This is a genomic window from Novosphingobium naphthalenivorans NBRC 102051 (genome assembly GCF_001590985.1).
Lineage (GTDB): Bacteria > Pseudomonadota > Alphaproteobacteria > Sphingomonadales > Sphingomonadaceae > Novosphingobium > Novosphingobium naphthalenivorans.
Genome location: NZ_BCTX01000039.1, coordinates 1 through 13888, shown reverse-complemented (window position 1 = coordinate 13888; position 13888 = coordinate 1). Strand labels below are relative to the sequence as shown.

Below are 13888 nucleotides of genomic sequence, written 5' to 3'. Positions count from 1 at the left end.
AAAGGAACGGGGGCTTTCAGACTGTGAAGTCGAAGAGAGCCCCTTTCTCGTCCGGGAGTTCATCGGAATAGGCCCTGGCGATGACCTGGGCTGCCGCCTGCTCCCAGTCGAGCCGCAGCCGCGCTTCGGCATCGTTTTCCAGCGCATTGTCGTGGGCGAAGAACATCGGCTTGAAGCCTTTGGCATCTTCGGACCCGAACCGCTTGGGCGATGTGGCGCGGCTGGCCGATACGGGGATCGCCCTGGGATATGCCACGCCGCCGATGGAAAAAGGGACGGGCTGGTACCTGACCGACTGCATACGAACCGCCTCCTGGCTGTTCATGCCCCCCTTGAGTCAAGGAAGCTGACACAGCCGGTTTAACAGAGCGTGAGCAGATATCTACGTAAAAGTCCGCGGGTCGCGTGAGCGGTGGGAGCATGGCAGATCCGCCGCAGTGGTTTCGCAACGTCCGGATAGCTGGAAACGGCACTGAGGGCGGGCTTTCCCCGCAGCCCACGGTCTGACTCACCTTGACTCTTCGGCGTGTTTGCGCCAATGGCCCGCCCTGACCGGCAGGCCCGAGCAATCGCCGCCTTGCCGTTCATCCGTCCGAGACAGCTGCCGAGGGCTTCCCTCTTAATCTGCAGCCTAGACGGGGAACAGGAAATTTCCGGCCCCTCGCTCCATTGGCAGCGTGGTGCCAACCTCGCGTTTCGGCGCGAAACTCCTTCCCCATCGAACGGACTCGCCCATGGTGTTTCGGCACCGTGGACAAACGTAGCCGGCCGTGCGGGGCACCCGTCCCAAGCGGTCACATGTGAAGGAGTAAGGCATGGATCGTTCGCAGAAAGCCGATTCGGTCGCCCAGCTCAACGCGGTCTTCAACGAGGTCGGCGTGGTGGTCGTCACCCGCAACCTCGGCATGTCGGTGGCTCAGTCCACTGCCCTGCGCACGAAGATCCGTGAAGCCGGTGCGACTTACAAGGTTGCGAAGAACCGTCTTGCCAAGATTGCCATCGCGGATACCGACTATGCCGGTATCGGTGACTTCCTGACCGGCCCGACGGCCATCGCCACTTCGGTGGACCCCGTCGCTGCCGCCAAGGCTGTCGTCGAATTCGCCAAGACGACCGACAAGATCGAGATCGTCGGCGGCGCGATGGGTGCAAACGTTCTGACCCCCGAAGGTGTCAAGGCTCTGGCCACGATGCCCTCGCTCGACGAACTGCGCGCCAAGCTCATCGGTCTCGTCCAGGCTCCGGCCACGAAGATCGCCCAGCTCTCGACCGCTCCGGCGGCCAAGCTGGCCCGCGTCTTCGCTGCCTATGCCGACAAGGACGCTGCCTGAGCCCAGTCTCGGTAACACGTTTCGAAACGATTTATCCCGGTTTGCGGCATGAGGCCCGCCGGGACCACAGATCAGGAGTAAAATATCATGGCCGATATCGCCAAGCTTGTTGAAGAACTGTCGCAGCTGACCGTCCTTGAGGCCGCTGACCTCGCCAAGGCCCTGGAAGAAGCATGGGGCGTTTCCGCCGCTGCTGCCGTGGCCGTTGCTGCTCCCGCCGGTGGCGGCGCCGCTGCTGAAGCCGTCGAAGAGAAGACCGAATTCGACGTCATCCTGACCGGTGACGGCGGCAAGAAGATCCAGGTCATCAAGGAAGTCCGCGCCATCACCGGCCTGGGCCTCGCTGAAGCCAAGGCTCTCGTCGAAGGCGCTCCGAAGGCCGTCAAGGAAGGTGTCAACAAGGCTGAAGCCGAAGACATCAAGGCGAAGATCGAAGCAGCCGGCGGCACCGTCGAGCTCAAGTAATCTTCTGCCGGTTCTTCACCGGACGAAAAATGGGAAGGGCGGCTCCATCGGGGCCGCCCTTTTCATTTGCGCTGCGATCGCGCGTCGAAAACATTGCAATATTATGACAATCTGGGCCATTGTCTTGCTTGTGTAAGCAGACCGCCTTCTTGAGGCACCCGATGGCCTATAGATTCAGACATGGCGACCGCACTGTGCAGCGGGCGGTACACCGGATTGCCCGCGAACAGATCGACGGCGCCCTTGCGGCCATTGCCGGCCAGCCCCGCGACAAGGCGATCCACGAAGTGCGCAAGGCCTGCAAGAAGCTGCGCGCGCTGCTGCGCCTCGTGCGGCCCGGATTCCCCGACTACACTTACGAAAACGCCGCGTTCCGCGACATTGCGCGCCTGCTGGCCTTCACGCGCGATGCCAAAGTGCTGCTCGATACCTGCGACGCGCTGATTGCCGGCACGCCGGAAGACTTCGACCGGGTCGAGGCGCTCAGCCTGCGCGAGCACTTCGCGGGGGAACTGGCGCAGGTGGGGGCGGACGAAGCTGCCGGGGCACGGCTCGAACAGGCACGGGTGCTGCTGGACACGGCCCGGGAAAGAGTTGCGGACTGGTCTCTGACCGAGGAGGGTTGGGACGCGCTGGGCCCCGGGCTCGGCCGGATTCTCCGGCAAGCGGACAAGGCTTGGAGCAAGGTGGCGCGCGAGCCGGATGCGGCGCATTATCATGAACTGCGCAAGCGCATGAAATATCACTGGTATCATACCCGCCTGCTGGCGCCCGTCTGGCCCGCACTGATGCAACCGCGCGCGGCGGAGCTGGGCCACCTTGCCGATCTGCTCGGGCTGCATCACGATATCTGCGTGCTGGAGGAGCGGCTTGGCGGGTTCGTGCCGGGCACGCACTACGACAAGCCGGCGGCCGTCCTGCGCGGGCTCGCGGCGGACCGGCGCAAGCGGCTGGAGCAGGACGCCGGGCCGCTTGTCGCACGGCTTCTGGCGCAGGAAACGGCCGCGCTGGCGGATCACTGGTGCAGGCTGTGGGGCATCTGGCGGACCGGGGGGCGGCAGCCGGCATGACTTTGGAAATCGAGCGCAAGTTTCTCGTCGCGGATGATGCCTGGCGTGGGCAGGTGGCCGGAACCCGGCGGATGCGGCAGGCCTATCTGGCGAACAGCGACGCGGCGAGTGTGCGCGTCCGGGTGATCGACGAGAGCAGCGCGAAGCTCACGGTCAAAGGAGCAGCATGTGCCGATGGACCCGCCCTGTCCCGCGCCGAGTTCGAATATGCCATTCCGGTCGCCGATGCCTTGGCGATGATGGAGATGCGCACCGGACGGATCGTCGAAAAGACGCGCTATCTGGTGCCGGCCAGCGGCGGACGGACATGGGAAGTGGACGTCTTTTCCGGTGCGCTGGAGGGCCTTGTCGTAGCCGAGATCGAGCTGGAACGGGCGGACGAGGCTATTGCATTGCCGGATTGGCTGGGCCCGGAAGTGACCGGCGATCCGCGATACGGCAACATGGCGCTTGCCCAGGCGGGCTGACGGAGCTGCGGAGCGCTCATACCAAAACGCCTTGAGCTTGGCTCATGGCGTTTTGGTAAGCCCGTGCGGCGCCTGAGCATTTTCCAAGTCTGATGCGTCAGCATCTCAGGGACTTGGTATCAGGCGAGGCGGCGCTGGGCGGTGCCGGGTTCGAACAGCGCGGTCACGCGATCGGCGGGCATCGGTGCGCCGGTCAGGTAACCCTGGAATTTGCTGCATCCGGCCATCGTCAGCAGCTGCCGTTGCTCTTCGGTCTCGACACCTTCGGCAATCACGCCGAGGTTGAAGGATCTGGCCAGCTTCACGATTGCGGACACCAGTGCGTTGACTTCCTCGCTCTTGCCGAGGTCATGCACGAAGCTGCGGTCGATCTTGATCTTGTCGACCCGGAAGCGGTGCAGCAGGCTGAGGCTGGAATAGCCGGTCCCGAAATCGTCGAGCACGATCGAAAAGCCCAGGCGCCGCAGGATCTCGAAGTTTTCCGCAGTTGCCGGTCCGTCGCCCAGCAGCGCGGTTTCGGTCAGCTCGATCTCGTAGCGCGAGGGATCGATCCCGGTCCTGGCCACAAGCTGCATGACTTGCGTGGCGTAGCCGGGCGTGCGCATCTGGATGGCCGAGACGTTGATCGCGACGTGCAAGTGATGCCAGCGAGCGGTTTCCTCGAAGACGCGGCGCATGACGAATTCGCCGATGGCCATGATGAGGCCGGCTTCCTCCGCAAGCGGAATGAACGACGCGGGAGAAATCTCGCCAAGCTCGGGATGGGTCCAGCGCAGCAGGGCTTCGACTGCCGGGACGGTGCCTTCCGCCGTGACCTGGGGTTGATAGACCATGTGAAAGGTGTCGTTCGTCAGCGATGCGCGCAGGCTGTCTTCCAGGGCACGCCGGGTCCGGAAGGCTTCGTCCATGCCGGGCTCGAAGAACGTCGCGCGCCCTTTGCCGTTGGCCTTCGACCGGTAGAGTGCCATGTCGGCCCGCCGCAGGATGACGGATGGGTCGGTCGTGTTGTCTTCGGCAAGGGCGACGCCGACCGAGCAGCCGACATCGAACGCGCAACGCATGCTGCGTGAACAGGTGGCGTTGGACAGACACCCTTCGCAGCGCATTGGCTGCATGATCGTGTCCAGACAGCGCTGGGCCAGTTCCTCGGCTGCCTTGCGGTCCGGCACGGGGCTGACCAGCAGGAATTCGTCGCCGCCAAGTCGGGCGATGAAGGCGTCGCTGGCTGCCGCTGCCGCCGTCTGTAGGCGGCGGGCCAGCGTTTTCAGCAGGCAGTCGCCTGCATCGTGGCCCAGCGTATCATTCACTTCCTTGAACCGGTCCAGATCGATGGCGAGCACGGCCAGCATAGGGATCTCGCTGCCGATAGAGGCCAGCAGAGCCGGCAGGCGTTCGAACAGCAAGGCCCGGTTGGGAACCCCGGTGAGCTGGTCATGATAGCCCAGATGCTTGGCCTGTTCCTCGCTGAGGATCAGTTCGTCGACGATGATCCCGCAGCGCCGGAGAAGGATCCATCCGGCAAAGGCCAGAAGCACCAGTGCTCCCAGCAAGGGCCACCGCAACTGTTCGAACAGCAGCGCGCCGGGCCGCCGCGGAGTCCAGGCGAGCGCGGCGATCTCGGTGCCGGACGGGGACCGCAGCCGGAAATAGGCTTTGTCCAACAGGCTCGAACCGGCCTCCACGATTTCCAGATCGTCGACGAGATAACGGGATGCGAAGGTGTCTAGCATGGGCTTGACGATGGGCATCGCCGTAATGGCCACCGGCGCGCGGGGGCCTTTGGGAAGGACGTGGCCGAGGTCCGGCTGGATCAGCGTGGCAATCACGATGTACACGGTGTTCCCGATCCGGACGAGACCGCTGGCCTGAATCGGCTTGGTCGTGGTCGTTTCCTTGCCGCTGGCCGGTTTGATCGGCGGGCGCAGGGCTTCAGCCTTGCGGACGGGTTCCAGGAGTATGCCGGCGATGTGTGAGAAGGGGGCGAATGTCTTCTTGTCGGCGTGCTTGCCGTTCACCGAAGCATAGAGAACCTTGCGCTGGCCATCGACGAAGAACGTGTGTGTGACGCCGTTGAAGGTATAGAGCTGCGAGCCGAAATTGACGTCGGCGAAGTGGGTGTCGAACTCGTGATCCAGATGCTTGATGGCATCATCCCAGTCGGCCTGGGGCACGAGCGCTTCCTCGTACTGTTCGACGAGGCGCTGGAAGCCTTGTTCCACCATGTTCTGTTCGCGCTGCGAGGCGATCAGGTCGAAGCAGACGATGAGGACGGTGGCCAGCAGGACCAGCAGGACGAGCGTGCCGAACGTCATGCTGGCGACAGGCACCAGCAGACGGCGGCGACGCGTTGTCCCGGCAATGTCAGGCTTGACGTTCAAAAAAAGACCGGCCCCTGCTTTTCATCCCGGTCCGCGGACAGGCGGCGGGAGCATCGGAGGATGGCAGCATCTCGCTAAGGAAAAGCTAAGGCTTGCAAATGGGATACCACCGAGGGTTGGCGCCGGTCTGGACATGACAAGATGTTAATTCCAAGGTCGCGCAATGAGACTCGCGCTTGCCTCTCTGGCTCTGGTTGTCTGGGGTTTGCCGACAACGGCCCTCGGGCATCCGGGCGGCCTCAATGCAGCCGGTTGCCATACCAACCGCAAGACGGGCGAATATCACTGTCATCGCGCTTCCGGGCAATCCGCATCGCCGCCCGCGCGCCGGGCGCCATCGTCTTCCAGGAGTGGGACCTACTATCCCAATTGTGCAGCCGCGCGCGCTGCAGGCGCCGCGCCCTTGCGCCGGGGTGATCCCGGATACCGGGCCGGGCTGGACCGGGATGGCGATGGCATCGCGTGCGAATGACCCATTCTGTACCCGGTATGATGCAGGGCTGACGATCATTTGCTGCATCTCCCTTTGCGCTGGCCGCGAATCCGCCTAAAGCCCGGCGCATGAGCGATACCGTTTCCTTCGGCTACGAAGAGATCGATGCCGGCGAGAAGGAGCAGCGCGTCGGCGCGGTCTTCTCCTCTGTCGCGCGCAAGTATGACGTGATGAACGATGCCATGTCGGCCGGCATGCACCGTTTGTGGAAGGACAAGTTCGTGCGCCGGGTGAAGCCGCGCGAGGGCGAGCAGGTCCTCGACATGGCGGGCGGCACGGGCGACATCGCCTTCCGCATGGCGCGGCACGGCGCCTCGATCACCGTGTCGGACATCAATCAGGACATGCTCGACGTCGGCATTGACCGGGCGATGGAACGCGGCATCGACGGTCTCGTCTGGTCGCGCCAGAATGCCGAGGAGCTGAGCTTTCCGGACCGTTTCTTCGATGCCTACACGATCGCCTTCGGCATCCGCAACGTGACGCATATCGACAAGGCGCTGGCCGAGGCGTTTCGCGTGCTCAAGTACGGCGGGCGGTTTTTCTGCCTCGAATTCTCGACCACCGAATGGCCGGGCTTCAAGGAAGTCTATGACAGCTATTCGCACAAGCTGGTGCCGAAGATCGGCCAGATGATCGCAGGCGACGCGGAATCCTACCGCTACCTGATCGAATCGATCCGCCGTTTCCCGCCGATGCCCGAATTCGAGGCGATGATCCGCAAGGCGGGCTTCAAGCACACCAAGGTCGAGCCGATCATGGGCGGGCTGGTGGCGATCCACTCGGGGTGGAAGGTCTGAGCTTCTAACCGTGACCCGGCCTATCACTCATATCGCCCGGCTCGTGAAATGGGGCCGCGTGCTCGCGCGGCATGGCGCGCTGCGCGGGATCGAGAACGACCGCAATGCGCCCGCCCCGGTCAAGCGGCTGTGCCGGATCGCCCGGTTCGGCGCGCGGCAGGGCGCGGAGCCCGACTATGCCGGCGCCTTCCAGGAGATCGGCCCGGCGGCGATCAAGCTGGGGCAGGCGCTGGCCACCCGGCCCGACCTTGTCGGCGAAGGCCCCGCGCGCAATCTGCTGACCTTGCAGGACAGCCTGCCGCCGGTGCCCTTCGCGCAGATCCGCGCGGTGATCGAGGAAAGCTTCGGCAAGCCCATCGAGTCGCTGTTCGCCAGCATCGAGGAGGAGCCGGTCGGCGCTGCCTCGATCGCGCAGGTCCATCGCGCGGTGACGACGGACGGGCGCAAGGTCGCGGTCAAGGTCCTGCGCCCGCGCATTCGCGAGAACTTCGCGCGCGATGTCGAGACCTATGAGTGGGCGGCCGCGCACCTTGAGGTGCTGGGCGGCGAGGCGCAGCGCCTGCGCCCGCGTGCGGTGGTCGACAATCTCAAGCGCTGGACCCTGCGTGAACTCGACTTGCGGCGCGAGGCGGCCTCGGCCTCCGAGCTGGCCGAAGCGATGAAGGGCATTCACGGCTACCGCGTGCCCGGTATCGACTGGGACCGCACCACCGGCTCGGTGCTCACGGTCGAATGGGTCGACGGCGCCAAGATGAGCGATCTCGACGCTCTGCGCGCCGCCGGGCACGATCTGCCCGCGCTGGCCCGCAAGCTGGTGCTCACGTTCCTGACGCAGGCGATTGCAAGCGGCTTCTTCCATGCCGACATGCACCAGGGCAACCTGTTCGTGCAGGCGGACGGCACGATCGTCGCGATCGATTTCGGCATCATGGGCCGGATCAACCGGCAGGCGCGGCTGTGGCTGGCCGAGATCCTCTATGGCCTCACCACCGGCAATTACCGCCGCGTGGCCGAGATCCATTTCGAGGCGCAATATGTGCCGGGCTATCACAATGTCGACGAATTCGCGACGGCGCTGCGCGCGGTGGGCGAGCCGATGCGCGGCAAGCCGGTGTCCGAACTCTCGGTCGGCCAGATGCTCGACGGGCTGTTTGCGATCACCCGCGATTTCGACATGCAGGTGCAGCCGCATCTGCTGCTGCTCCAGAAGACCATGGTCATGGTCGAAGGACTGGCAACTGCGCTCGATCCCGACATCAACATGTGGGACGTGGCGGCGCCTTTCGTGAAGAACTGGATCCGCGACGAGCTGGGCCCGGAAGCGATGATCGTTGACCGGCTGCGCGAGGATATCGGCACGCTGGCGCGCCTGCCCGCGCTGGTGCGGCGGATCGAGGAGAAGTTCCCGCCCAAGGGCGGCGCGCCCGAACAGGCGCCGCTGCCGGATATCGACCTGATTCTGGGCCTTGGGGGCGCGCGTAAACGTCAAAGTAACCACTGGGTGGGCTATGGTGCGGCGGCCATCCTGGGGGGCGTAGTCGCATGGGCGTTCACGTACTGGAGTTTCCTGAGCTAGAGCCGGGAAATGAAAATCACAACCAAGAGCCGCTCGTCCTGAGCTTGTCGAAGGACGCTGGCGCAGCGCCGGGATCACCGCCCTTCGACAAGCTCAGGACGAGCGGTGGCGGGAGCAGATTTGCGTTCTGGCCGCCCTATCTGGCCCGTGCCGTGCTGGCGGTGCTGGCCCTGCTGCTGCTGGCTTCGGCAGTGGTTCCGGTCGCGAAGCCCGGCACTCGCTCGCCCTGGCAGGGGCCAGTGGAAGGAGCCGTGGAAGGGCCCGTTTCCACCACCGCAAAACCCGGCACCCCGGCCAAGCCCTATGACGAGGACATCGCGCTTTACGAAGCGGCGATCGACCGCATCGCGCATGGCGAGTCCTATTACGACTTCATCGTTTCCGAGCAGCGCGCGCGGCATTACCCGGTCAATCCCGGGCTGGCCGTGCGGCTTCCGACCCTGGCCTATCTCGATGCCTGGCTGGGCACGCCGGGGCAGATCGCGGCGGCGCTGGCGCTGATGCTGGGCATTGTCGCGGCGTGGTGGGGCCGGTTCGCGGACGAGGGCGTTTCGCCGCGCCTGCGCCGCATGGCCACGGCCACGGTTTTCGTCGGGGCCTCGCTGGGTCTCAACCGCCATTACTTCGCGTTGCACGAACTGTGGGCGGGCGGGCTGATCGCGCTGTCATTCGGCCTGCACCGCATCGGCGTGAACGGGCAGGGCGGGCGCTGGATCGGGGCGTTCTGCGCCGGCGCGCTGGCCTTGGCCATTCGCGAGCACAGCTTGCCCTTCGTGCTGCTGATGGCGGCAACCGCGCTGTGGTATCGCAACTGGCGGGAAGCGGCGGCGTGGTCGGCGCTGGTGGCCGTGTTCGCCGCGGTGCTCACGGTTCATCTTGCACTGGTTGCGCGTGATGTGCTGCCCAGCGACCCGCATTCCTCGCCCTGGCTGGTCATGCGCGGGCTGCCGGGCTGGCTCGCCAATGTCGTGCAGTCGAGCAACTTGCGCTGGCTGCCCCATTTCCTGGCCGGGCCCGCCGTGGTGCTGATGACGTTCGGCTGGCTGGGCATGAAAGGGCGCGGGGGGCTGTTCGGATTCCTGCTGAGCGCGGGCTATGGCGCGGCCTTCCTGTTCGCCGGACGCTGGGACAATTTCTACTGGGGCGCGATGATCGCGCCTGCCATGTTCGCGGGGATCGTCTTCGCTCCGCGCGCCCTGTCCGAATTGTGGTCGGCAGCACGATTGCCGGTCCCTGCACCGGTTGCGGCCGTAAATTAATTGCGTGTCCATGCACGCTGTTGCACAAGCCCCCAGCATGAGTGGACCCCGGATACTTCTGGTCGTGGGCGGCGGCATCGCTGCCTACAAGGCCTGTGAACTCGTCCGCACCATCCGCAAGGAAGGGGGCGAGGTTACTTGCGTGGTGACGGAAGGCGGCACCAGGTTCGTAACCCCCATGGCGCTCGCCGCGCTTTCCGAAAATCCCGTCTATACAACTCTGTGGGACCTCAAGAACGAGGCCGAGATGGGCCATATCCAGCTCAGCCGTCAGGCCGATCTGGTGGTGGTGTGCCCGGCGACGGCGGACCTGCTGGCCAAGATGGCCTCGGGCATTGCCGACGATCTGGCGACGACGATGCTGCTGGCGACCGACAAGCCGGTCATGGCCGTGCCTGCGATGAACGTGCGTATGTGGCAGCACGCCGCGACGGTGCGCAATGTGCAGGTGCTGCGCGAGGCGGGCGTCGATGTGATGGAACCGGACGAGGGCACGATGGCCTGCGGCGAATTCGGCCCCGGCCGTCTGCCTGATCCGGTGGCCATCTGGCAGCGCATGGCCTGGGTCCTGGGGCTGGGGCCGGTGGAAGTGGCTCCGCTTCCCGGCAGTGAACTGGAATCCGGGCTCCCGGGCCTGCCGCAGACGCACCGCCTGCCAGAACCCGAGCCTTATCCGGAAGCCTGGCAACCACAGTTCCATGAGCCGGAGCCCGAACCGGCCGCGCCCGAGGGCGTGGGCGAAGGCATCGGCGAAGGCATGGGGCTGGGCGGACTTACCGGCTCGATGATCTCGCGCGGGCTGCAGCGGGCCAAGAAGGCGATCACCTTCGGGCATGAGGATCCTGCCCCGGCGCAACAGGCGCCGGCTCCCGCAGGATCGCTGCTGATGGTCAGCAAGGGTGCGGCCCGCGGTGCGCCGCCCACCGATCCGGCCGCGATCAATCATCTCGTCTCGCGCCACGCGGAGGCAGCCTCTCCCGAACCTTATGGGCATCCGGCCGGTAATACCCCGGTCAGTATGGCGCGCGCCGACGGTCCGCTGGCGGGGCGGCATGTGCTGGTCACGGCCGGTCCCACCTGGGAGCCGATCGATCCGGTGCGCTACATCGCCAACCGCTCGTCCGGAAAGCAGGGTTTCGCGATCGCCGCTGCCGCCGCGCAGGCCGGTGCGCGGGTGACGCTGGTGGCGGGGCCGGTCCATCTGCCGACGCCGCCGGGGGTCGACCGGGTCGATGTCGAAAGCGCGCTGCAGATGGCCGAGGCGGTCAAGCGCGCGCTGCCTGCGGACATCGCGGTGATGGTGGCGGCCGTGGCCGACTGGCGCACGGCCAATATCGCCAAGGAAAAGCTCAAGAAGCGCGGCTCGGCTCCGCCGGCGCTGCTGCTGACCGAGAATCCGGACATTCTCGCCACGGTCGCTTCCCGCCCCGATCGCCCGCCGCTGCTGATCGGCTTTGCCGCCGAGACCGAGCATGTGATCCAGCACGCCAAGGAAAAGCGCAAGCGCAAGGGCGCCGACTGGATCATTGCCAACGATGTTTCGGGCGATGTCATGGGCGGGGATGCCAATGCCGTCCACATCGTGCGCGGCGACGACGTGATTTCCCTGCCCGAAATGCCCAAGGAGGATGTCGCGCGCATCCTCGTCGAAAGGATGGCCGATGCATTCGCCAAATAATAAACACGGCGTTGAAGTTCCCGTCCCGGTCAAGGTCCTGCCGCATGGCGAGGGGCTGGAATTGCCTGTTTATGCCACCGAAGGCGCGGCAGGCATGGACGTGGTTTCGGCCGAGGACGTGACGATCGCCCCCGGCGCGCGCCATGCCGTGGCGACGGGGCTGGCCGTGGCGATTCCCTACGGTTTCGAAATCCAGGTCCGCCCGCGCTCGGGCCTCGCGCTCAAGCACGGGATCACTGTGCCCAATACGCCGGGCACGATCGATTCGGACTATCGCGGCGAGCTCAAGGTCATTCTCATCAACCACGGCGCGGAAAGCTTCGACATCCGCCGGGGAGACCGCGTGGCGCAGCTGGTGCTGGCCCCGGTGACGCGGGCGAGCTGGCTGCCGGTCGATGAACTGGACGAGACCGTGCGCGGCGAAGGCGGCTTCGGTTCGACCGGGGGCGTGATTTCGCTCGGAAGCTGAGCGATCAGGATTGGCCGGAGAACTCGGCGGTTCACCACGGCAGCAGATCCCGCGCTTCAGTCCTCTTCGGCGTCTTTCCTGCGCCTGCGCTGCCGCAGGCTCCACCATCCGGCGCCGCCTAGCCCGGCGAGTACCATCACGCCTTTCGCCAGCAGCGAGAAGGCGGAGGACAGGGCTCCCACGGTCACGCCCCAGAAGAGCTGCGACAGGATGGCCATGAAGGTGTTCAAGCGGCTAGCCCCGGTCTTTTTCCTGAGAAGGTCTTTCGCATGAGAAAGGGCGGGCCCGCGCGATCTCTCGCCGGACCCGCCCCTCGGTGCCTCCCTCTCTGTCGCAGGAGGGGGAGCCAATCAGGTCACGTCACTTCTTTTCCGGCGCCACGGTAATGCGCACGGTCTCGCCCGAGTTCCCGGGGAAACCGGTGAACATCGATTCGATGAGGTTGGGCACCAGATACTGCAGGCGGTTGGACGTCGAGACAGCCTCGGCCTTGCCTTCGAACACGCGTTCGCCATCGGCGGCGCGGTCGATCTTGAGCGAGATGCCGCTGGTATAGACGGTGTAGCTGTCGATGCCGTTATCGAAGAACGGATCGTACCAGCCATAGTGCCACGGGCCACCCCAGTAGCCGAACGGGCGGGGGCGATAGTACGGGCCGTACCACGGACCCCAGTAGGGCGACATTCCGGTGGTGGCGCGCACGCGCTCGCGGCCATTGTCGACACCATAGTCGAAGCGCACGATCAGGCTGGCCTTAGCCGGGTCTTTCACCGGGGTGTAGCCCAGATGCGCCAGGCGTTCCTGCACGAGGCCGGCATATTGCGCGAATTCCAGCCCGCCTGCGAGTTTGGGATCTTCGGCGACCACGGCGAAAGTCTGGCCCGCGGGGGCGGGAAGCTGCGACTGGAAGCGCGAGACGTCGGCCTTGAACGGCGCGGCACAGGCCGCAAGGGCCATGAGCAGCATGGCGGCTGCGACAAGCCTGAGCCTGCCGAAATGCGAGTTCGGATGATCTGTCATCATTGTTAAGCTCCACGAACTCGAAGGGCCCCGTGCACCCGTCTCGGCGCGAACCTTCGATTGCTAGCGATCCTGCCGTAAAATCAACGCCATGAATAGCGGTTGAATGGTGTTTCCGGCGCGACGGGCGGTTATCCCGGTTCACGCGCCAGCCAGACGCGGTATCGTGGCTTGAACGGCGGCTTTCAATGTAGGAAAGGTGCGAGCCATGACGAGTCCTGTCCCGATCCTTTCCGTGCAGTGTGGTAAGGTCCGAAGCTTTCAGGGGCCTGACAACCCCAGCGCGATTGCCAAGACTCCGGTGGAAGGGCCTGTCGGCGTTCACCGGCTGGGCCTTGCGGGGGACGAGCAGGCGGACCTGCGGGTGCACGGCGGCCCGGACAAGGCGATCCACCACTATCCGCACGATCACTATGCCTTCTGGCGCGGCGTGCTCGGCGATCACCCGCTGCTCGCCCAATACGGGGCCTTCGGCGAAAACATCGCGACCGAGGGCATGACCGAAGAGACCGTGTGCCTGGGCGACCGCTACCGGTTGGGCAGCGCGCTGGTCGAAGTCAGCCAGGGCCGCCAGCCCTGCTGGAAGCTCGATCACCGCTTCGATGGCCAGCCGGTCAATGCGCGGATGGTGAAGGCCCGGATCGCGGGCTGGTATTACCGTGTGCTGGAGGAAGGCGAGGTTTCGGCAGGCGACGCGATCGAACTGCTCGAACGGCCCCATGCCGAATGGACCGTGGCGCGCACGTTCGGCCTGCTCATCGCCGGAGACCACAAGCGCGACCGCGAAGGGCTGGAAGCTCTGGGAGAGGTCGCCGTGCTGGCCGAACCCTGGCGGAAGCGGCGCGAGCAGCTGCTGGGGGCTTAGGACCAATCGACATTCAG

15 protein-coding genes are annotated in these 13888 nt (G+C 65.4%); 11 read left to right on the top strand and 4 right to left on the bottom strand.

What is annotated here, in order from left to right; genetic code table 11:
* Positions 1-16 precede the first annotated feature (16 nt).
* On the bottom strand, positions 17-301 hold the full coding sequence (locus NN5_RS13840) for a hypothetical protein (RefSeq protein WP_067734691.1): 285 nt from the start codon (positions 299-301) through the stop codon (positions 17-19).
* 514 nt (positions 302-815) lie between these two features.
* Between NN5_RS13840 and rplJ the strand changes: the two genes are divergently transcribed.
* The 4 genes from rplJ to NN5_RS13820 all read left to right on the top strand — a co-directional run bounded on the left by rplJ (position 816) and on the right by NN5_RS13820 (position 3333).
* Positions 816-1331 (top strand): 50S ribosomal protein L10, encoded by a 516-nt coding sequence (rplJ, locus tag NN5_RS13835; protein ID WP_067734690.1) that lies wholly within the window; start codon positions 816-818, stop codon positions 1329-1331.
* An 87-nt stretch (positions 1332-1418) separates the two neighbouring features.
* Positions 1419-1796, top strand: coding sequence for a 50S ribosomal protein L7/L12 (gene rplL, locus NN5_RS13830; protein ID WP_067734689.1), 378 nt, complete (start codon positions 1419-1421; stop codon positions 1794-1796).
* A gap of 161 nt (positions 1797-1957) precedes the next feature.
* Entirely contained in the window at positions 1958-2866 is a 909-nt protein-coding gene (locus tag NN5_RS13825) for a CHAD domain-containing protein (RefSeq protein WP_067734688.1), read from the top strand.
* Entirely contained in the window at positions 2863-3333 is a 471-nt protein-coding gene (locus NN5_RS13820; protein ID WP_067734718.1) for a CYTH domain-containing protein, read from the top strand. The genes NN5_RS13825 and NN5_RS13820 overlap by 4 nt, the downstream gene beginning before the upstream one ends.
* A gap of 119 nt (positions 3334-3452) precedes the next feature.
* On the opposite strand, the gene NN5_RS13815 is transcribed toward NN5_RS13820, so the two are convergent.
* On the bottom strand, positions 3453-5711 hold the full coding sequence (locus NN5_RS13815) for a bifunctional diguanylate cyclase/phosphodiesterase (protein WP_067734687.1): 2259 nt from the start codon (positions 5709-5711) through the stop codon (positions 3453-3455).
* A gap of 163 nt (positions 5712-5874) precedes the next feature.
* On the opposite strand from NN5_RS13815, the gene NN5_RS25195 reads away from it, so the two are divergent.
* The 6 genes from NN5_RS25195 to dut all read left to right on the top strand — a co-directional run bounded on the left by NN5_RS25195 (position 5875) and on the right by dut (position 11986).
* A complete protein-coding gene (locus NN5_RS25195; RefSeq protein ID WP_084384933.1) occupies positions 5875-6183 on the top strand; it encodes an excalibur calcium-binding domain-containing protein in 309 nt (102 codons plus the stop codon).
* An 89-nt stretch (positions 6184-6272) separates the two neighbouring features.
* Positions 6273-7004 carry a class I SAM-dependent methyltransferase gene (locus NN5_RS13810; protein WP_067734686.1) on the top strand — a complete coding sequence of 244 codons (732 nt, stop codon included), beginning with the start codon at positions 6273-6275 and terminating at the stop codon, positions 7002-7004.
* Between the two features lie 10 nt (positions 7005-7014).
* Positions 7015-8580 (top strand): 2-polyprenylphenol 6-hydroxylase, encoded by a 1566-nt coding sequence (ubiB, locus tag NN5_RS13805; protein WP_067734685.1) that lies wholly within the window; start codon positions 7015-7017, stop codon positions 8578-8580.
* Positions 8581-8624: 44 nt separating this feature from the next.
* On the top strand, positions 8625-9839 hold the full coding sequence (locus NN5_RS13800) for a glycosyltransferase family protein (protein ID WP_245656484.1): 1215 nt from the start codon (positions 8625-8627) through the stop codon (positions 9837-9839).
* A gap of 37 nt (positions 9840-9876) precedes the next feature.
* A complete protein-coding gene (locus tag NN5_RS13795) occupies positions 9877-11517 on the top strand; it encodes a bifunctional phosphopantothenoylcysteine decarboxylase/phosphopantothenate synthase (RefSeq protein WP_067734684.1) in 1641 nt (546 codons plus the stop codon).
* The gene (gene dut, locus NN5_RS13790; protein ID WP_067734683.1) at positions 11501-11986 is read left to right on the top strand and encodes a dUTP diphosphatase; all 486 of its coding nucleotides are present in this window, start codon (positions 11501-11503) and stop codon (positions 11984-11986) included. Before NN5_RS13795 ends, dut begins: the two co-directional genes overlap by 17 nt.
* A 56-nt stretch (positions 11987-12042) precedes the next feature.
* On the opposite strand, the gene NN5_RS26345 is transcribed toward dut, so the two are convergent.
* Both NN5_RS26345 and NN5_RS13785 read right to left on the bottom strand, forming a co-directional pair.
* On the bottom strand, positions 12043-12204 hold the full coding sequence (locus NN5_RS26345) for a hypothetical protein (RefSeq protein WP_169800990.1): 162 nt from the start codon (positions 12202-12204) through the stop codon (positions 12043-12045).
* 142 nt (positions 12205-12346) lie between these two features.
* Complete coding sequence (locus tag NN5_RS13785) at positions 12347-13006, bottom strand: DUF4136 domain-containing protein (RefSeq protein WP_067734716.1); 660 nt, start codon at positions 13004-13006, stop codon at positions 12347-12349.
* Positions 13007-13214: 208 nt separating this feature from the next.
* Between NN5_RS13785 and NN5_RS13780 the strand changes: the two genes are divergently transcribed.
* Positions 13215-13871 carry an MOSC domain-containing protein gene (locus tag NN5_RS13780; protein WP_067734682.1) on the top strand — a complete coding sequence of 219 codons (657 nt, stop codon included), beginning with the start codon at positions 13215-13217 and terminating at the stop codon, positions 13869-13871.
* Positions 13872-13888: the final 17 nt, after the last annotated feature.